The 20,201-nt window shown below is 43.4% G+C and carries 18 protein-coding genes and 1 tRNA gene; 10 read left to right on the top strand and 9 right to left on the bottom strand.

Going from position 1 to position 20,201, the window contains the following annotated elements:
* Positions 1-79: 79 nt before the first annotated feature.
* A complete protein-coding gene (locus F3741_07350) occupies positions 80-3,313 on the top strand; it encodes a tetratricopeptide repeat protein (GenBank protein MZG30611.1) in 3,234 nt (1,077 codons plus the stop codon).
* A gap of 199 nt (positions 3,314-3,512) precedes the next feature.
* On the opposite strand, the gene F3741_07345 is transcribed toward F3741_07350, so the two are convergent.
* Positions 3,513-4,727, bottom strand: a complete 1,215-nt coding sequence (locus tag F3741_07345) for an aldo/keto reductase (GenBank protein MZG30610.1) — start codon at positions 4,725-4,727, stop codon at positions 3,513-3,515.
* Between the two features lie 182 nt (positions 4,728-4,909).
* Between F3741_07345 and F3741_07340 the strand changes: the two genes are divergently transcribed.
* The 3 genes from F3741_07340 to F3741_07330 all read left to right on the top strand — a co-directional run bounded on the left by F3741_07340 (position 4,910) and on the right by F3741_07330 (position 10,601).
* Positions 4,910-6,169 (top strand): DNA repair exonuclease, encoded by a 1,260-nt coding sequence (locus tag F3741_07340; GenBank protein MZG30609.1) that lies wholly within the window; start codon positions 4,910-4,912, stop codon positions 6,167-6,169.
* 8 nt (positions 6,170-6,177) lie between these two features.
* Positions 6,178-8,874, top strand: coding sequence for an AAA family ATPase (locus F3741_07335; GenBank protein MZG30608.1), 2,697 nt, complete (start codon positions 6,178-6,180; stop codon positions 8,872-8,874).
* A 419-nt stretch (positions 8,875-9,293) separates the two neighbouring features.
* Complete coding sequence (locus F3741_07330; GenBank protein MZG30607.1) at positions 9,294-10,601, top strand: hypothetical protein; 1,308 nt, start codon at positions 9,294-9,296, stop codon at positions 10,599-10,601.
* Between the two features lie 304 nt (positions 10,602-10,905).
* Here F3741_07330 and F3741_07325 read toward each other — a convergent pair whose 3' ends face one another.
* Positions 10,906-11,367, bottom strand: a complete 462-nt coding sequence (locus tag F3741_07325) for a flagellar assembly protein FliW (protein ID MZG30606.1) — start codon at positions 11,365-11,367, stop codon at positions 10,906-10,908.
* Positions 11,364-11,603, bottom strand: a complete 240-nt coding sequence (gene csrA, locus F3741_07320; protein ID MZG30605.1) for a carbon storage regulator CsrA — start codon at positions 11,601-11,603, stop codon at positions 11,364-11,366. The genes F3741_07325 and csrA overlap by 4 nt, the downstream gene beginning before the upstream one ends.
* 170 nt (positions 11,604-11,773) lie before the next feature.
* Between csrA and F3741_07315 the strand changes: the two genes are divergently transcribed.
* Positions 11,774-11,849 (top strand) — tRNA-Phe (locus F3741_07315).
* 84 nt (positions 11,850-11,933) lie between these two features.
* On the opposite strand, the gene F3741_07310 is transcribed toward F3741_07315, so the two are convergent.
* Positions 11,934-12,074 carry a hypothetical protein gene (locus tag F3741_07310; GenBank protein MZG30604.1) on the bottom strand — a complete coding sequence of 47 codons (141 nt, stop codon included), beginning with the start codon at positions 12,072-12,074 and terminating at the stop codon, positions 11,934-11,936.
* 6 nt (positions 12,075-12,080) lie between these two features.
* Between F3741_07310 and F3741_07305 the strand changes: the two genes are divergently transcribed.
* Together F3741_07305 and F3741_07300 are read left to right on the top strand one after the other, a co-directional pair.
* The gene (locus tag F3741_07305) at positions 12,081-12,662 is read left to right on the top strand and encodes a response regulator (GenBank protein MZG30603.1); all 582 of its coding nucleotides are present in this window, start codon (positions 12,081-12,083) and stop codon (positions 12,660-12,662) included.
* 200 nt (positions 12,663-12,862) lie between these two features.
* Positions 12,863-13,048 carry a hypothetical protein gene (locus F3741_07300; protein ID MZG30602.1) on the top strand — a complete coding sequence of 62 codons (186 nt, stop codon included), beginning with the start codon at positions 12,863-12,865 and terminating at the stop codon, positions 13,046-13,048.
* Between the two features lie 23 nt (positions 13,049-13,071).
* Here the strand turns inward: F3741_07300 and F3741_07295 are convergent, their stop codons facing one another.
* The 4 genes from F3741_07295 to F3741_07280 all read right to left on the bottom strand — a co-directional run bounded on the left by F3741_07295 (position 13,072) and on the right by F3741_07280 (position 16,638).
* Complete coding sequence (locus F3741_07295) at positions 13,072-13,716, bottom strand: hypothetical protein (protein ID MZG30601.1); 645 nt, start codon at positions 13,714-13,716, stop codon at positions 13,072-13,074.
* A 196-nt stretch (positions 13,717-13,912) separates the two neighbouring features.
* On the bottom strand, positions 13,913-14,719 hold the full coding sequence (locus F3741_07290) for a formylglycine-generating enzyme family protein (protein ID MZG30600.1): 807 nt from the start codon (positions 14,717-14,719) through the stop codon (positions 13,913-13,915).
* Positions 14,720-14,754: 35 nt separating this feature from the next.
* Positions 14,755-15,321, bottom strand: a complete 567-nt coding sequence (locus tag F3741_07285; protein ID MZG30599.1) for a 3-isopropylmalate dehydratase — start codon at positions 15,319-15,321, stop codon at positions 14,755-14,757.
* A 15-nt stretch (positions 15,322-15,336) separates the two neighbouring features.
* A complete protein-coding gene (locus F3741_07280; GenBank protein ID MZG30598.1) occupies positions 15,337-16,638 on the bottom strand; it encodes a 3-isopropylmalate dehydratase large subunit in 1,302 nt (433 codons plus the stop codon).
* Between the two features lie 201 nt (positions 16,639-16,839).
* On the opposite strand from F3741_07280, the gene F3741_07275 reads away from it, so the two are divergent.
* The 3 genes from F3741_07275 (at position 16,840) to F3741_07265 (ending at position 19,789) form a co-directional block, all read left to right on the top strand.
* The gene (locus tag F3741_07275) at positions 16,840-17,877 is read left to right on the top strand and encodes a radical SAM protein (protein MZG30597.1); all 1,038 of its coding nucleotides are present in this window, start codon (positions 16,840-16,842) and stop codon (positions 17,875-17,877) included.
* A 122-nt stretch (positions 17,878-17,999) separates the two neighbouring features.
* Positions 18,000-19,454, top strand: a complete 1,455-nt coding sequence (locus tag F3741_07270) for a DASS family sodium-coupled anion symporter (protein MZG30596.1) — start codon at positions 18,000-18,002, stop codon at positions 19,452-19,454.
* A gap of 2 nt (positions 19,455-19,456) precedes the next feature.
* Positions 19,457-19,789, top strand: a complete 333-nt coding sequence (locus F3741_07265) for a rhodanese (GenBank protein MZG30595.1) — start codon at positions 19,457-19,459, stop codon at positions 19,787-19,789.
* A gap of 194 nt (positions 19,790-19,983) precedes the next feature.
* On the opposite strand, the gene F3741_07260 is transcribed toward F3741_07265, so the two are convergent.
* Entirely contained in the window at positions 19,984-20,184 is a 201-nt protein-coding gene (locus tag F3741_07260) for a cold-shock protein (protein ID MZG30594.1), read from the bottom strand.
* Positions 20,185-20,201: the final 17 nt, after the last annotated feature.

Below are 20,201 nucleotides of genomic sequence, written 5' to 3'. Positions count from 1 at the left end.
CTACTTGAACCTCAGGATAATGTCAATTAATTTGAAGTTTTTTCATAATCCGCCCATATTCAAAAGCAACTGACCCGATATGCGACAATCCCGAATAGTTTATTTTTTGTTTTTTATTTCCGGCATTACCGCCCTGACCTATGAAATTGTCTGGACAAGAATGCTGACACTTGTATTCGGCCACACCGTATTTTCAGTATCGGTTGTGCTGGCCGCATTCATGGCAGGTTTAGGTCTCGGCAGTTATCTTTTTGGCCATGCTATTGACCGGTTACACGAAACAAACGGTTCAAATTCAAGTGGGAATGCCTCTTCAGCCCTGCTTGCATACGGCTGGATTGAAATCCTGATTTTTGCCAGTGGTGCATTGCTCTCACTCTTATTCGCAAATTTTTCTGAGTTCTATGCTTCCCTGCACAGTTTCATTCCCGAATCGGTGCCCTTGCAAAATTTTATAAAAATATTGTTTTCCTTTGGCATGATGCTTATTCCCACTACATTCATGGGAGCTACACTGCCAATTATCAGCAAATACTGCGTCACAGATGACAATAAAATGGAAGCTCAGATTAGCCTGCTCTATGCCCTCAATACTCTTGGTGCCGCATTGGGTTGCCTGATAACTGGATTCTTTCTTATGGGAACGTTTGGGGTTCTGCAAACAGTCCTTTTGGCAGCTGGAGCAAATTTGTTAATAGGACTCAGCGCATTGAGCATTTATCTTGAAGGTTCCCCAGGCGCCAATTGGAAGTTTTGGCTTCCCCCTATACGCATTCCACAGTTGAACCTGAACTCAGATCAAAAGTTATGGGTAACCATAAGCTTTATATGTGGATTCACAGCACTGGCTTACGAAGTATTATGGACTCGCCTTTTAGTATTCAGTATCGCAAGCACTGTTTATTCATTCAGCATGATGCTTACGGTTTTTCTTTTGGGAATATTTTTAGGAAGCCTGCTTTTAATTCCACTTTCGTCGCGAATCCATAATATCCGGACAGCTTTAATAGTACTTCAGGCAAGCACAGGTCTATACGTCATCGGTTCACTTTACGGGATCGAATCAATCCTATCCTCTCCCTGGAACGGATATAACCTGACACAACCTACAGACGCATTTTTACGTTATTTCAAGGACTCCGCAGGACTCATGCTTGTTCCCACACTTTTATTGGGCATGTGTTTTCCCCTGTTAATAAAAGTTGTTTCAGGAGGCCATCAAAATGTAGGGAAAGCCACCGGCCAGATATATTCGGCAAATACCCTGGGAGCAATCTTTGGATCGCTGTGCGCAGGTTTTTTATTTTTACCCAAACTGGGATCCCAGGTGAGCCTGACTCTGGTTGCCACCTTGAATCTTCTGACCACGGTTTTACTGTTCCGCACCGGCGATTACATGGGCCAAGCAGTGCGTAAAGGGCTGACCGTCGTGTTTGTGGCCTTGGTCCTGTTTATCAACATGGCCATCCCCTATGATCTATTGAACCCGTTTTTCATGCGCGACAGTGCCGGAAAACGCAATCTCAAAAAGTTGATTTATTTTGAGGAAGGCCTCTCCGATACCGTAGCTGTTTTCAAAGATGATTATGGAATTCTGGATCCAACCGCTAAACGGCTGATCACAAATGGCATTTCAATGTCTGCCTCCAACCTGATCGCAACACGTTATATGAAGTTATTCGCGCACGTTCCTATTCTCTTGGTGGACAAGCCCGATGACGTTCTAGTGGTCTGTTTTGGAACCGGCCAAACTACCGGCGCGGCAGGATTGCACCCACGAGTCAAAACTGTAGACAGCCTGGAGCTTTCTAAAAGTGTCATTAATGCGGGAGAAATGTTTGCCGACCAGAATCATAGCGCATTACATAATCCAAAAATAAACTTTGTTATTCAGGATGGCAGAAACCATCTATTGACCACACACAAACGTTACGATGTCATCACGTCCGAACCACCGCCCCCACGCACCGCATTCACAGTAAATTTGTATACCCGGGAATATTACGAGCTCCAGAAAAAACGTTTAAAACCGGGAGGAATTGCCGCTCAATGGATCCCTTTGCATAGCCAGGGAGAGAAAGAAGTGGATATGCACTTCAAAACCTTTAGCTCCGTTTTTCCATACACCATGGGGTGGATGTCGGTCGCAAATGAGATTCTTATTATAGGCTCTGACCAACCTATTAAGATAGACTTTGAAAAGTTAAAAACCCGCCTGGAAGAACCCGAAATTAAAAAAGCTTTAGCCGATATTGAAATTCCAAATATTTTTTCCTTCCTCAGCAATATCTGGCTCCTGGATGAACAGGTTAAAACCCTAGGGAAAGGCCACCCGCTTATAACTGACAACCACCCTTCCATTGAGTTTTACCTGGACCTGGGAAATGTAATAGATGTCTCTGGAAGGGAAAAATATGTGTTCAACAGGGCCACTTTTGATCAGATAGCCAATTATGTGGATAACCTGTCAGAAACAGACAGAATGACGTTGAAGCCGTATTACGATGCAATGAACCTTTACCAGCGTGGTGTGATGTACAGCAACAGGGGGCAGTTGTTAGAAGCCCTGAATATGATAGAGGACAATAATCTTGTTCGCTACCATTTACAAGCTGGCAAAGAACAGATAGCCCGACTGCTTGAACAAGTGGAACAAAATCCCGATAATTTTGGAAACCTTCTCAACCTGGGCCATAGCTATTATCAAATTGGCGAATACGAAAAAAGTGTCGGCTTTCTAAAAATGGTCCTGGAGAAAAATCCTAACCTGAGTTATGCACATTTATATATGGGTTACAATCTTCTTGAAATGGGAGAAAAGGAAAAAGCGCTGGATCATTTTCAAAGCACCGCTAAAAATGACCCAAGTCAAATGGGAACCGTAATGCGGGAAATTGGCTTGATCAATCTTCTTAAACAAACAGAACAAAACCCCGACGACAAAGCCCTCAAACACTCTGCCGCAGAATTTTACAACATGAAACAGGAGTACCTGAAATCATTGGAATACACTCTCAAGTCTCTGGAAGAAGACCCCATGAACCTTAAACTTTTACAAAGCATCGTTATCAGCTATCGAGGCCTGGGTGAAGTCAAAGAAGTGATCATGTATGGAAATCGTTATAGTCTGATTGACCCTGATGAAATTCACCTTCAATTCATCATGGCTGACGTTTATACCAAACTCCTGAAATGCCAGAAAGCCATACCGCTTTTGAAAGAGGTTTTGAAAAAAGACGATACCTATCGAAATTCCCAAAAGCTTTTGGACTCCTGCGAAGCCTCTCAAAAAACCCAACCTGAAACCATTTAAAGTAATCGGCATAACCTATTTATTAGATTGCAAGCTAGTTAAAATTAAAAAAAGCCAAAGCTTGTGGATGCTTTGAAAAATGCACTTCCTGATATGATTAAAATTGTTCAGGAACTCCCAGATACTGAATATGCATACATACTAAAGGTTTATCGCCATACTGACACATTAGGTTCTGCTCGCTGAAATCCAATCTAAATCAAGTAAGACCTGAAATAAATTTACGAAAAAATTTAGCGAACGAAGCTGCTAATTGGAAAGCCTTATTCTTAACCCAGGAATTTCGGTCAAATAAGTCTTTATGGGTTTGCTTCAATAATTTAGGAATTTCCAACTTTTCAGGACAACGCTCCAAACAATCTCCACATTCGGTACATTTTGAAGCAAAGTTCCCCGGGAACCAATGTCCTTCACCTTCAAACATGTTGTATCGAAACTTTCCGTAATCCACCATGTCGTAGGCTTCCAGCAAATTTCGAAAACGCAGCACTTCGGGAATATTAATCTCTTCGGGACAAGGCAAACATTCCGAGCATAGAGTACATAGTTCAGATGTATTAGAAAGAAGATTATCCATCTTTTCCTGAAGAATACGGGTCTCTGGCGATATATAGTCATCCCCGTTCAAGATCGAAAGGTTTTGATGGAAATGCTCTGGCTCATGAATCCCCATGCTTAAAGTCGTGACCTCAGGATAGCTCAAGCAGAATTGTCCATTAAACTGGATAGCTGTTAAAGGGTGACAGGTTTCCTCAACTTTTCGAGAAGGTTTCCACAACAAGCCACCCTTTTCATTAGGAGAGATGATGAACACGCCAATATCCTTCTGTCCCGCCAATCGCACCGCCTCCTGGTTACGCTGAAAAAAATAATAAAAATGCAGATTCATGAAGCTAAAAAGATCCGTATTCAATGCTTGCATAATAACATCCAGAGGACCATGCGTGGAGAAGCCTATGTGCCGGATGATTCCCTCCTCCCGTAGTTTATGTAAAACCTCCACCGGTCCTCCCGGCTTAACCGCAGCCTTCAGTCTTTCTGCATTATTGATCCCATGCCATCCATAAAAATCAATATAGTCCAGTTGCAGACTGTTCAATTGTTCTTCAACCAGTGCGCGAGTTTCATCTCCTGTCATCGGAGCTCCCTTGGTCATCATCTTGAAACTCTCGCGAGGCACACCCAATTCCTTCAACGCAACCCCAAACAGGTTTTCACTCTTCATATATCCATGCGCCGTTTCAATATGATTGATACCAAGTTTCAGAGCCTGCCGTGTGATTTCAATACAATTTTGTACTGATTCAGCAGGAAGATACGTGCGAGGTGGATTCCACCCATGTTTAAAACGCATTCCTCCAAGAGTAATTACCGATATTTTTTCTTCTGTTTTTCCAAACCGACGATATTCCATAATTATTTAGGATGATGCTCGGCTCATTCCGTTCCAACTCTTACGATTATTACTTTAGCGAACGCAAACCTCAAGAAAGTCGTTGAGGCCAAAAAGCGCATAGGCTATACTATTGAAGTTAAATAACTTACACTATTCAGCCCAGAGCATGTCTGGCCTTATTAAGCCTGAAATAATTCTATATGACGTCTTTTAGATTTATCCATTGCTCCGATCTTCATATTGACAGCCCCTTCAAAGGCCTGGCTTCTCAAATGCCTTCAATCTCTCAGCGTCTTCGGGAGTCCACCTTTCAATCATTCAATAATATCGTAAAACTCGCTGTAGACGAAAAAGTTGATGCCGTTCTTATTGCCGGAGATATTTTCGATGGGGCAGATCGAAGTTTACAGGCACAATTAAAGTTTCGACGAGGTCTTCTGGAGTTGTCCCAGAAAGGGATTCCTTCATTTATTGTGCATGGCAATCATGACCCGTCTAACAGCTGGTCTCATACAATGGACTGGCCAGAGAACACCAATATTTTTCCTGGGAACAAAGTAGAGCGCCTCCCTGTTATCAAGGAAGGAAAAACTCTTGCCTGGGTATACGGAATCAGCTATCCACAAAAAGAAGTGAACGAGAATCTCGCAATAAAGTTCAAAAAAGAAAATGACCAGGGTTTTACAATCGGTCTCCTGCACACGAATGTCGGGCAACACCCCGGGCATGACAACTATGCTCCATGTAACTTACAAGATTTAATAACCAGTAATTTTGATTACTGGGCTCTGGGGCACGTGCACGATTTCAAAATTCTACGTGAAAATAATCCATGCGTTGTTTATTCAGGAAACACCCAGGCAAGACATTTAAAGGAAGCGGGCCCAAAAGGTTGTTGCCTCGTCACCCTGCACTCTAAGGCACCCGCAAATATAAGATTCGTTCCCACCGATGTAGTGAGCTATCGTTCTGCTGACGTTGATGTCAGCAGCGCCGCCAGCATTACTGAAGTATTGAGAGCGATGCAGCTTAAAGTGGAAGAGCTTGCCAAAGCATCTATGACTCATGAAGGCCTTGTAACCCGTATGGTTTTAACCGGGAGAACTACAATACATAATGAGCTACAAAAACCCGGAACGCTCAAGACTTTAGAGGAAGAAATCAATACCTTCTTTGAAGTCCATTCGCCCTGGATTCTGGTAGATCTTTCCTCCCAAACGGCTGGCACTTATGACATTGAATCATTAAAAGAAGGAAAAGATTTTGTCGCCGACCTGTTAAGTCTTTGTGGAGAAGGTCAGAGCAAGGAGTTACAAAGTAAAATTCAAGAAGCTATAAAGCCCGTATTCGAATCATGGGCAGGCAGAAAATATTTAGAGAGTGACCGGGATATTGAAAGCATCACTATAAAAGCACGCAACCTGGCACTTGATCAACTGGTCAACCGCGAAAACCAATAAGGGAAGTAATGCAATTACGCGAAATTCATATAGACGGCTTTGGAATTTTTTCTAATAAACGAATCACCGGGCTAACACCCGGAATCAATATCATTTATGGAAAAAATGAATTTGGGAAAACAACACTGCTGGAATTTATACGGCGTATCCTTTTCGGTTTTCCGACTAAAAAAGAAAAAACCAACCTATATACTCCTGTTTCTGGAGGTTCACTCGGTGGAAGTTTAAAAGTCGTGCTGCAGAACAGTGAAGATTTGATCATATCAAGAAGCCCGGGAGCTCATGGAGGCAATGTCAGGGTTTCAACCCCCAGCGAAGTCCTGCAAGGTCAAACTGTTTTAAACCATCTTCTTGGAAATGCCTCAAAAGATATTTACCGAAATATTTATGCTTTCACGATCGATGAACTGCATGACTTCAACACTCTTAACAGCGAAGAAGTCAAAAGCCGCATATATGGCGCAGGACTCGGACTGGGGAATATTTCGCTTAAAGACATAGAAAAAGAAATCGAATCGTATTGCACACAAATTTTTCGACCTCGTGGCTCCTCACAAATGGGCGCTTTGATGGAAAAAATCAAAGTCGCGGAACTTGACATATTACAAATACAGAAAAACCTGTCACTCTTTGATGAGCTCCAAGAAAAACATAACAGGATGTTGAAGGAAAAAGTCAAAGTGCAAAATTCCCTGGAGGATCTTGAGTCGGGAAAACGAACCCTGGAAACACAAGTCAGGCTTTACGAAGATACTATCCAGTACCTGGAAGCACAAAATAAACTAGAGACTCTTGAAGACATTTCCCAGTTCCCTGAAAACGGACTGAAGACTTTTGAAAGCATGAAAACGGAAAAGAAAAATCTGTTCCTTCGCATTGAAGAAGAAGAGTCTGCCCTACAAACAATAAAAGATAACCGAGAAGCCCTGACCGTAAACCATGAACTGTTAAAGCATGAAGAAATTGTCAATCGACTGCAACAATCTATACAATCCGTTTTATCAGTTTCGCAAGATCTGGATAGAGTTCGCTTCGAGCGGGAAGATCTGGATATGCAAATTGCCGAAGAAATCAAGTCCATTGACAGGAACTGGAATGAAGAATCTGTGATGACTTTTGACTTAACCGAGGCAGAAAAGGGCCAAATAGAAGAGTTTTATGACAGTTTTGAAAGCCTGAGAAAAGAAAAAGCTCTGTATCAAGACAGGCTTGAAAGTCATCGCAGGACAAAAGCTGAAAAAATGTCAGAAGGCTGGAATATCCCGGAATGGTTAAAATTGTTCTATTACGGTTTCACGGCAACAGGACTGCTGGGAGTGATCCTTGGTGGATACTTTATGAATATCCCCCTATTAATAGTAGCAATGGTTCTTATTGCAGGAGGTATTTTCCTTTTTAAGAAAACATTGAAGAGCAAAAATGATTTCAGCAAAGAAGATCTGGCTGAGAAAAACCTTTCCCGCCAATATGAACAAAAACAAAAAGAGCTGGACGACAAGTTCGAGGATTGGCGACAGTGGCTGACAGACAGAAACCTTGACTCAAGTATCGCCCCAATCACCACCAAAAATATTGCAAATACAGCTCGACAGATTAAAAACATGATCGCTCAACGGTCAAGACTGGATGAACGAATTCAGCAAATGGAAACCATCTGTGAGCAGGCCAGAGAAAATGTTCAAGCTCTCGAATCACTGGTTCCGGGGGTCTCTTTAAAAAATGATCTGCATATAAATATTGAAGTTATTTGCAAGTCTTTTGATGAACATAAATCCAAACGTGAAAAGAACAACTTGCTGGAAATTCAATATAAAAGCCAAACCGACAAACTCAAAAACCTTGAAAACCATTACGAAAAACTTTCTGACGATCTTACAAAGTATATCCAGTCAGCTGGCGCGAAAGATTCAATGGATTTTATGAGTAAGCAATCGATCATGGAAATGAAAAAATCTTTAGAAGAAACAATCTTTCAGAAAAAAGGAATCATACAATCAAATATAGGGCTGGGAGAACATTTTGAAAAGTTTGTGAATGCCATCCAATCCTCGCCTTTTGAAGAAACCAAGCAAAAGCTTAGCAGAATAAAAGTTGAGCTGGATGAACAACATGCAAACCGTGAACAGCTATTGCAAGATATAGGTGAAACCTTAAATGAGATTGAAAAATTATCTACCAATAACGATCTGCTTGCAAAACAAACGGAACTTGAAACCATGAAGCAACAATTGCAATCTTTGGCCCGTGAATGGGCTGCATATAAAGGAGCTCTGGTTCTTCTCGATTCCGCCAAGCAAGAATACGAAAAAACCCGACAACCTGGAGTGATCCGCTCAGCAGAAGGCCTTTTTGCCCAAATCACCGGGGGCAGTTATCACCGAATCATCAAAACCATTGATCAGGATGAGGTCTTGATTGAAAATGACCGGCATCAGAGAAAAGGGGTTCTCGAAATGAGCCGGGGAACGCGGGAACAACTTTATCTTGCCATGCGACTGGGTTTAATCGATGAGTATGAAACCCGTTCTGAACCACTCCCAGCAATAATGGATGACGTGTTTGTAAATTTTGATGATGAGAGAGACAAACATGTCATAGAAATTCTCAATAGTTTCAGCCAGCAGCGCCAGGTTCTGGTTCTCACCTGCCACCAACGCTCCCTGGATTCCTACAAAGACATCGGCGCTAATCTCATTAAGGTCTGACCCCTATCCGGTTTCTGGATTCGTAAATGGATCTCGGAGTGATTGGAGAATGGATGTATGACACTCACCAGGATCAAGCCACCAATTCATTTGATAATGATATTTCAGGTTGACTCCAGCTCACTTTCAACAATGCGGCCAGCAACGAGGCCATATTCGGCTGGGTTCGGGATATCAACAGCTAGGCCCGGATCTTACTCCTGAAAGCCGCCACAGGTTTGGTAATAATTGGCTCCTGACTAAAGAATTTCTTGCTTTAGTCAATCAACCTGCCACAGACTTCTTTTTACCCTAACGTGACGATGAAATCCTGCAAGTTGGACTCGCCTACTATTTCTGATTTTTTGTATTAATCCGATAAGTCCTCCATATAAACTTCACTCTTTGCCACATTGATTAGATGATGGTAGACTGGACCTATGCATACTCTCTTTAAATTATCAGTTATATTCCTGTGGTTTGTTTTACCTGCTTCGCTTCACGCCAACACATTCCACAAACTCCTGAAAGAAAAATACGAACTGGAAAAAAAATTCGATGTTCAATCGCTTGAGTGTTTCCCCTTCATAAAAAATATAGGGTTTACCGAAGATCAGGTCCCGCTTATAGAGCAATGCCTGACCGGCACCCGAACCTTGAAAGAAGTTTTTTTCAGTTCCGGGAACCCCGGTTATAAGATTGTCGGTATCAGCGACCGGTTTTTAAAAACCGCAGGATTCCACACCATCCTGATTCCCTGGAACGCCCCTAAGGGTGAAATCAGCCAATTCCTTAATGAGCAACTGAGTCGGGAAGACCAAACTGCGTTTCTGGATAATATCCGTGGGTTAAAAATAAATATTTCAAATAATCTACGTATGCAAAACTTTTATTGCTCACAGGAAATTTCCAATGATGAGTGCCTGAAGGGATACGAAAGCCTGGCCTTGGTGAAGCTTACCAATAACCTTAAAACCAGCGGTTGGCAGGAGATCATCATTACAAGTTCCCACACTTCTCCTGACGGACCTGGAAAACTCGTTCTGGGATACAACGATCCCCCTTCTGAAATGAGAAGGCACCTCCTGAAAGATCCATTCAAAACCTGGAGTCCCAGGCAAAAGATGTATGAAAAAATTCAGGAAAAGTATGGCGGAATTTTTAAATCAAAACTGCAATTGGAAAATCTGGTCTGCGCGGCTGATATATCGATGAAAGAATGTGAACATGGGGCCGACAACCTTGCCAAAGCCAGTCAGAGTACTGATTTCAGAATGCGGCATTGGGGCCGAGTAACACTCAATCGTTATAACACACTTATACAAGGTGATTTTCATGCCTATATACGGTATGACCTTGAACCGGAAAAAATCAAAGAATATTTTTCCCGCAAAGCCCTGAAAACCCAGTCCGCTGAAAAGATGACGCTAGCTGTAAAACTGGAGAAAAGGACCAAAAACAATTCGACGCGACTGAGAGCTGTCTGCGACCTGGAAAATTTACGATCTGATCTTTGCGCCAGTTCATTCGAAACCTTCATCCGTTTCGTGAAAAAAAACCGCGACTACCGGGTGAAAGCACCCTGGGACACACTGATGTTTGTGGATGGAAGTCAGTTAGATCGAGTAAACTTTGCTCTCAATTCAAGCTCCCGCAACACTTACCTTTACATAGATGCCAATAGTGATGATGCTCAAATGGCAACCTATCTCAATCGGTTTTCCACTGGGCGTGGGGCCAACGAATAAATTCCTCTCCCCTGGAGAGAAAGGTCAGGTGAGGGGGATCAAAAACTCCCACATCTCAGCCGTCTTTGCGAGCCCTTGCTATCTGCTTCCCCTGCCAAGGGGCACTCGGCGTGGGGCAATGCGCAATAACTCATTTGTGCCAGCAACAGGTTTTCTCGGCTTAAAGAGTCAATACTAATTGCTACCCTCGCTAGAGGGGCGTGGGGCCAACGTGCAATAGCTATAATTGGCGATAAAAAATATATCTCGGCTGAAAAAGATTTTGATAATTGCCAGCGGAGATTACTCCGCCACTCGGAGTCGGCTAGTGGGAGGTAGCGGTGGTGGTTCTCATTTCTTCCGGGAGGAGGTAATGGCGGGTATCATATTCCATGCTGGTCAATACAAACTGTTTTCCTATACATTTTTTGGAATTTATCACCAGCGGAGCAACCAGGTTCGCGGTCATTTCCGTATAGTTTTCGGGAATCGTTACAATCGCGCGTGTGAGAAAAGAATCGTCAATACCCAGACCCACTCTATTCATATCCTCTTCCAGCAACTTCAGTTTGTAGTCCGGAACGTATACATAAGGATCTGTGATCACAAAAGCCAGATGGGGTGACTGAATTGACTGCATCCACTCCATGGGACTTTCCACATTCGGGTTAAAAGGGAGAAAGGTAAATTGATTTTCCTTTTCAAATCCATATAAACCATCTGGAAATTCGATGATCTGTTTTTCCTCAATATCAATAATGCCGAAGCGGGTTGTTTCTAGCTTCATTTTTTAATTTTATCCTTCATTAATTGAGATACCTTGGAAAGGTCAAATTTTTGCGAAGTAGCTGCAGTTTTGTTTTCTTCTTTAATTCTCAAAAAAACCTCTTCTCGATAAATTTTAGTCTCACGGGGGGCTTCAATACCCAGGCGAATATTCTTGCCCTTTACATCTATAACGGTTATTTTGACATCTTCATTAATTTTGATGCTTTCGCCAATTTTTCGGGTAAGAACAAGCATGGGGCGGAATCCGTTCCAAAATACCTATAAGGAAAGATGATACAATCTGCTACAGGCGACATTATAGCAAAAAACTTCTGAAAAAATAATAATTTATAGGCCAATCCCAATTGACAGAGTCAGGGGGATTGTGCTAATTTTCGCTCTTTTGATTGAAATAAAATAGTGTTGGGACGGTAGCTCAGTCGGTAGAGCAGAGGACTGAAAATCCTCGTGTCGGCGGTTCGATTCCGTCCCGTCCCACCACTTTTACAAGCAATCAGGTATCCCCACCCCACCCTGTTATTCAATGTATTACCCCTTTTGAGTAATACTTTTTTCACCAGAATGCTATTGATTATGTTCCCTCACTTTTCCTATAAATTTAGAGAGGCTGTTTACCTTTAGTTTTTTATACATATTTTTAATGTGAGTATTTACTGTTAATTTGCTGATAAACAGTAAAGACGCAGTTTCTTCTTTACCCTGGATATTTTAATGCCGGGGACGGATGGATGGACCGTTTTGACAGAGTTAAAAGCCGATCCTGAATTGGCGAATATACCCGTGTTTGTCATCTCTATGGTAGATGATGAAAACAAGGGTTATTCCCTCGGCGCCTCAGAATATCTCACAAAACCTATTGACCGGACCCGAATTCACATACTGATGAAAAGGTACAAATGGGATAGCGGCTCGGCACTTGTAGTGGAAGATGACACAGGCACCCGAAAAATGTTGTCCAAAATGCTGGAAGACTATGGCCTGAACGTTGCTGAAGCAGGAAATGGGAGAATTGCCCTGGATGAAGTGCAGAAAAAGCCTCCAAGTGTTATCTTCTTAGATCTTATGATGCCTGTTATGGATGGATTTGAGTTTCTCGAAGAATTGCGAAAAAAACCGAAATGGCGGTCTATTCCTATTGTGGTCATCACCTCAAAAAATCTCACCCATGCAGATCGACTGCGCCTGAACGGAGGTGTGGAAAAACTGATTGAAAAGAAATCTCTCGAACAAAACGACTTTCTAAAAGAAGTCCGCTACATTCTGGAACCCCAGGCATCCTCATCCTCGTTATAAAAAAGATCTGTTGCCAGAAAAGTATTCCTAAAACTTTCCGATCGGTTTTGAATCTAAAAACAAACCAACTTTAATTCTTTAAAGGAAAAAGCTTGTTTAAGTCATCTTTTGCTGAAGGCCTGGCCCTATTCAAGTTTGCACCTATAAAACAGACGAACTAAATTTCACAACAAACAAAAACACCAAATTGGTTAAAGATTATGGAATTGTTGAAAAAAATAGACACCATCTTTGAGGAAGTGAAAATCGAAACTAAAAACCTGGAGAATGCGACATCCAAAGAAGAGGAAATTGAATCATTGAAGGAAATACTGGATGCCCTGATGCGGGGCGCAAGACATGTACAGGAAAAACTGGACCTTTACAACGAACGTCGCTACCGTTGACGGGCCGCCTTTTAAAGTAATCTTTACTGCAACTCCAGTCTTCTCAAGTTGGGCAAACTTTGGTTTTTGGCAAGAGCATCCGCTTTATCAAAATCAATCTCATTGCGAACCAGTATGAGCATCTCCAGACTCTTCAGGTTTTTCGACTGCAACAAAGCCTCCATTCCCTCAGTAGTAATCTGGTTATTATAAAGATCAAGGGTTTTAAGGTTGGCAAGCCGGGGAGAGTTGGCTATCGCCTTTGCACCCCGGTCGCTGATCTGGTTTGCGCTCAAATCTAAAAAAGTCAATGCAGAAGAGTTTTCCGATGCAGCCAAAGCCTCCACCCCTTGATCCCCTATCTGGTTGCGTGTCAGCTTAAGTTCTTTTAAGTTTCTCATGTTTGGAGACTCTGCAATCATCTTTGCCCCCAAGGTAGAAACCTTGTTTTCCCACAGAGAAAGTTTTTCTGTATTTTTGAAAGTTGACGACTCTGTAAGAATTTGAACTCCTTCATCCCCAAGCTTGTTTCCCTGCAAAGCCAGGGACTTCACATTTTTCAATTCTGGCATATCAGCAAGTATACGCATTCCTTTCACACCAATCAGGGATCGGTTCAAATTTATTTTTGTGCCATCGGGATCCAACCTTTTCCTGATGTGAGCTGGAATATCCGCAGGCGGTCCCATAGGGCGACCATAACCATGCCCATGTTTTCCTCCACCACCATGCCCCCCTTTTGCCGCTCCAGCATGCCCGCCGTGCTGGCCTTTATGAGGGGAATGTTCTCCGGCTCCTATTGCAGGTAAAGACCAAACCAACCAACCTATCACTAAAACCCCCTGTATCACTTTTCTAGAAATCAGCACGATAAAATTCTCCTATTTAATTTGAAGCTACGCAGCGAAACCCAATATAGTTTTTTTTCTGATCCGGCGTTGCTTTCCCGCGAATCGCGGGGCGAGCCAAATCCAGATTGGAGTCCCACGATCCGCCCTTGATTACTTTAAATCTTTGCCCGTATAAATCATTGGGGTATTCGTTTCCAGGATGCGGTTGATACCAATTCTCAGTCCATTCCCATACATTTCCAGACATATCCATCACCCCATATGGGCTGGCTCCTTCTGGAAATTTTCCAACCGGACTTGTATTTCGGTAATCATCTCCATTACCACGTATATTTGCATTAAGACGGTCTGGCTCGTTTCCCCAGGGATAATTCCGCTTATCCGCACCTCGAGCCGCCTTTTCCCATTCCATTTCAGTTGGCAGGCGTTTATCAGCCCAAAGGCAATAGTCCTTTGCATCCTGCCAGGAAACGCTCACTATGGGTTGACGGGGTTGATTCAAACGTGAATTTTCAAGCTCGCGCGGAGCCGGCTTTCCAGTCGCTTCCATATAAGATCTATACTCTGAAACAGTGACCTCATACTTATCTATCCGAAATGCAGGCAAGGTCACAGTATGTGCCGGAGTTTCATCTCGATACCAGTCAAGAGATTCTGAATGGAACTGCTTGGCCGCCCAGAGAATATCTTCATCAGTGCTTCCCATTATGAAGGGTCCTTCAGGAACCAGGACCGTTTCCCCTGCTTCCCCGTTTAAAACAACAACTCCCCACAGCGCAAACAAAAACAGCCAAAACTTTACTTTAAGAACTGCATTAAAAATCATTTTCACCCACCACATCAAGAAACGATCTATTTAAGAAATCCATACTGCAATCACTTGGATGGGATCATTCCTGATTTCCGTGCATACTCAAATATATTTCCCGCCTCTATAATCTCAATCACCTCACCGAGGGATTTCAATTCATATGTTTTATTGCTAGAACGATTGGCAAGGGTGTTCGCATTCAAATCAATAATCAATTCATCACCGGTTTTAATTTCTTCAACCAGGCGTTTAACACATTCAAAAGGTATGAAGAAGCCACCATCCACTGAATTCCGGTAAAAAATACGCGCATAGGACTCAGCAACAACAGCACGAACTCCCGCAATCTCCATGCAGGCTGGGGCATGTTCACGAGAAGACCCGCATCCAAAGTTTTTACCTCCAATAATGATGGAATATTTCGACTGGCTATTGCCATCTTCAGTGAAAGGGACCTTCCCTTCCGGCAAACCTGCCTGCTCAGCAGGCACACCTGACAAGGCAAACTTTCCATAATTCTTACGCTCTTCAGGGTCACTCAAACTGTACACCAAATGTTCGGCAGGAATGATCTGATCCGTATCAATATCATTGCCCAGAACATACGCCACGCCTTCAATCACTTTATTCATTTTTTTGTTATGGTTTCAATTATAGATAAATTCAGCTGGATTCGTAATGTGCCCGGTCAGGGCAGAAGCTGCAGCCGTGTAGGGCGAAGCCAGATAAACATGTGACTGCTTGGATCCCATACGCCCCGGAAAGTTCCTGTTCGTGGTTGAGATCACCACTTGATTGTCTTTAGCTCTACCAAAGGTATCTTGCGGTCCACCCAGGCATGCCGCGCATGAAGGATCACCCAGATAAGCTCCTGAGCTTTTAAAAATGTCCACCAAAGTTTCACCCTCAATTTTTTCCTTATGCAAGTCTTGCTCTACTTCACGGGTCGCGGGGACTATAAACGTATCAATCTTTACTTTCTTACCTTTCAGCAACCTTGCCGCTGCCATGAAATCAGTGAGCTTGCCACCTGTGCAAGATCCAATGTAAGCACGGTCAAGTTTCACATCTTCACATTCGCTCACCCTGGCTTTATTATCGGGTGAGTGCGGTTGAGCCACAATGGGTTCCATCTCACTGGCATTGTAGGTTTTTTTGAAAAAGTATTCTGCATCTTCGTCTGATTGATAAATTTTGTAAGGCGCATCGGTTCTCTGCCTAACGTAGTCGAGGGTCACGTCATCGGCTTCAATGATGCCATTCTTACCTCCCGCTTCAATGGCCATATTGCAGAGCGTCATGCGTTCTTCCATAGAAAGTTTCATGACCGCATCACCACGCCATTCCATCGCCCGGTAAGTCGCGCCATCCACACCAATATCACCGATGACATTCAGAATCACATCCTTTGCCATAATATGCTCCGGAAAGGTACCGGTGAACTCAAAACACATAGACTCTGGTACTTTGACCCAGAGCTTGCCGGTACCCAAAATAAATGCTGCATCGGTGTTACCAATACCCGTGGAAAACATGCCGAAAGCACCTGAAGTGCTGGTGTGGGAGTCTGTGCCAAACAAAACATCGCCCGGACGGTTGAAACCTTCCTGGGCCAGAGCAAGATGACAAACCCCTTTATACCTATCCGTCCCTACATCAAAATAATGTGGCAGAGATTGTTCCTTCACAAACTGCCTTAGGATGTCTATATTCCTGTTGGCATGGGTATCCTTGGTAAAGATAAAGTGATCGGGAATGATCACCACCTTGTCCTTGTCCCAAACCTTAGCATTCTCGCCAAACTGCTTTTTAAAGATGGCAAATGTCCCCGGTCCACAAACGTCATGGGTCATCAACACATCCACATCCACCCAGATATTATCTCCGGGGCGAACTGAATCTTTGCCCGCATGCGCGGCTAAAATCTTTTCTGTAATTGTCATTCCCATTTAAAAAAGTTCCTCATCAAAGCGGATTATAACCATTGCTTTAGTTTTACTTTTAAACTGCCGAAAAGGTTGTGAATAGCTAAGATACCATTGAAAACAGCCAAACCATATAAATTTTTTATTTACCCGCTTTTTTTGCGTAAAATACATTTATTCAGGCCTTAATAAGCCATTAAAGTCTTGGAAAACTCAGCAAATAAAATGATTGCACTCATCAAAGAAACTCTAGACCGGATTCGCTATAAAATCCCTATACGACCCAGGCAGGTCCAAATTGAGATCACCAACCGATGCAATATGGATTGCCCAATGTGCCAGAGGGAAGATTTGGGAATTGAGCTGGAGCATATGAGTTGGACCGATTTTACAACTGTAGTGGATAAATTAAACCACCGCGAAGACATTACCCTGACGGGATGGGGAGAACCCTTTATTCACCCACAGGTTTTTGACATGATCTCTTATTGCAGGGAACGTGGCCACAGGGTAATGATCACCTCCAACGGACTTTTCACAAAACCATCAATGGTCAATGACATCCTGGATTCCGGTCTCGACTCAATCACTTTTTCGATCGACAGCGTTAACGGTAATGAAACCGTAGTCGAGGGGCACACCAGCACCAAGGTTTATGAAAATATAGAAGCGGTAACGAGAAGGAGAGACCCTGCAAAACTGGGGGTGAGACTTCAAGCCACTCTTCATATGGATTGCGAAAATGATTTATACGATGTTATCCGTTACGGTGCCGGAATCGGATGTGATACTGTGAATGTTGGTCGACTGGACAGACAGTTCCGACCCAACCTCAAGCGGCCCGACTCCAGGGAGGAGCGCTTTATCTTTCTGAAAGCCGATGACATAGCACGCACTTACGGAATTCAGCTCGACTGGTTGCAATATTCAATTTCCCATGGTTTAACGCGGTTCTTCTATCGCCTGTTGAGAAAAAAACTACACCGGTCTGGAAAGTATTGCCTGAAAACCTTCAACTACGCCTACGTCACCCGTGAAGGCAATGTTACCCCCTGCTGCCTGCTCCCCAACGAAAAAATGGGAAACCTGCTCAATGACGGTTTGGATAATATATGGAAGAGTGAAAAGTTCAACCATTTTCGTGAAAACTACCGTGATACCTGTGGCTCCTGCGATTTATGGACGATTGACCAGGTCCCTTCCGATGTTAACCTTGCGACCGTCAAACCTTCAAACCTGCAAAACCCCGTATTGGTTAAGTAACCCTAAGCCAAAAGATCAAAATATTCCTGCCTTCAGGGAAATTTGTTATAGCTCTTTATCTATCAACAGGTTATCATCCCCAAGTCACACTTGTTACAAGAAACATTCTCCTTCAGGAAGTCATGACCGATTCGAATTCACAGAACCCGCAGATCTTTGTCGACAGGCGTCCATTATGGATTGTGCTTTTTGACCGTTTGCGCCGGTATATATTTTTGGCCATGTTTTTCGGGGTCTTTGTTTTGTTATTGGGCCTGGAAGGCCCCAGCGACCTTTCTCCAGAAGGGTATAAAGTTCTCTGCCTATTTTTTCTCTGTGTCAGTCTTTGGTCAACCAACCTCATACCACTGTCAATCACCAGTCTATTGGCCATAGCCGCGGTTCCATTGCTGGGAGTGATGGAGGCCACTCAGGCCTACGGTTATTTTGGGAATAAGGCTGTCTTTTTTATACTCGGCGTATTCATCCTGTCCGCGTCGATGATCGCCTGTGGACTCAGCACCCGCATTTCTATTTGGGTCATGGAGCATTGGAGCGAAACACCTGATCGATTAATCACTTCGACATATTGTTTTGCAGCTATCAGTTCCTGCTTCATGTCTGAGCACGCAGTTGCTGTCATCCTGTTTCCCATCATTCATGAAATTGCCCAATCCCTGAATTTGAAACGGGATAACTCAGTCTTCGGCAAATCCATGTATTTCGCTATGGCGTGGGGATGCATCATTGGAGGTTCCATGACCGTTCTCGGTGGTGGACGGGTGCCTCTCGCCGTGGAGATGTTGGAAAAAGCCAATGCAGAGCAACAAACTATCGGCATTCTGGAATACACTCATTTGAGTTTTCCATTGGTATTACTACTTTTTGCCGGCGGATGGATAGCCCTCAAAGTTTTGTTCCCAACTGACATTCAAAACATAGAGCCTGCCCGAAAAGCTCTTAAACAGAAAGCGGTTGTCATGGGCAAGCTGACCTTTCAGGAAAAAGGCATCGCCCTGGTAATGGGAACCACACTTTTTTGCTGGTTCGTATATGGAGACCAACTGGGTATAGCAAATATTGCTATCATCTCTATTGTCTTACTTTTTGTCCTGAACCTCATCACCTGGAAAATGGTAGAGGCACATATTAACTGGGCAATTGTCCTGATGTATGGCGGGGCCATCTGCCTGGGTGAAGTCATGTCCGAAACGGGAGCGGCGCTATGGTTGGCTAAACAGCTTTTTTCAGGACTGGTCGAATCTGGAACCGTATTCCTGCTGGTCATCGCGGTGTTATCGACTTTGTTCACAACTTTCATGAGCAATTCGGCTGTCATTGCAATCCTTCTGCCTACGGCTATCAGCATGAGCTCGGCTTATGGAATCAACCCGGCAGTTGCCACCATGACAGTGATTCTGCCCAGTAACTTCGCTTTCATATTACCGATCGCCACGCCAGCCTCAGCACTGGCTTATTCATCAAAGTTTCTGACTTTGAAAGAGATGATCTGGTCGGGGAGTATCCTTAGCTTGCTTGGGCTGGCTTTTTACCTGCTTCTCCTCATGTTCTATTGGCCCATGGTTGGTTTTCAATAGCAATGGTCCATCAACTGCAACCGATCGAGTTAAAACAAAAACTTGAAAACGGGGAAGATATTTTTCTGCTTGATGTGAGAGAGCCCTGGGAGTTTTCACTTGCCGCTATTGATGGATCGGAAAATTTTCCTCTCGCCGAGGTCATTGACCGTCAACAGGAATTTGTTTTTGAAGAAGAGATTGTGGTGATCTGCCATCATGGAGAACGTTCGCAAATAGCAGCCAGTGAGTTGATCCAATGCGGATTCAAAACCGTCCACAATCTGGTGGGTGGAATCGATGCCTGGTCACAAATCGTAGACCCGTCCGTTCCACGTTATCGCTCTTCAGGCTAACCCAATAGTTAAATTCAGATCGCCGCCAATAGCGGACGTTGAATATCGAAAGTTCGCTTTTATCCCGAAACAAACTAAAACCCCATGGGATGAATGGATTGCCCGCACAATAAAAAAGCCCAGCCTATTGGCTGAGCTTTTTCTAAAGTTTAAAACGAGATTAAATTTAACAGAATTATATTTCTGTTGTGTCTTTATTTTGCAAGAACTTTGGTGGCCTGGGGACCTTTCTGCCCCATACTTTCTTCGAACTCGACCGACTGGCCTTCTGTCAAAGTCTTAAATCCATCTCCCTGAATTTCCGAGAAATGAACAAAAAGATCTTTGCCGCTTTCAGACTCTATGAACCCATACCCCTTACTCTCATTAAACCATTTTACTTTTCCTACTGACATAATAATACTCTCCTGCT

The sequence above is a fragment of the Nitrospinota bacterium genome (assembly GCA_009873635.1).
GTDB lineage: Bacteria > Nitrospinota > Nitrospinia > Nitrospinales > VA-1 > LS-NOB.
The sequence above is the reverse complement of the archived record's forward strand: the minus strand, read 5'-3'. Positions and strand labels throughout refer to the sequence as shown.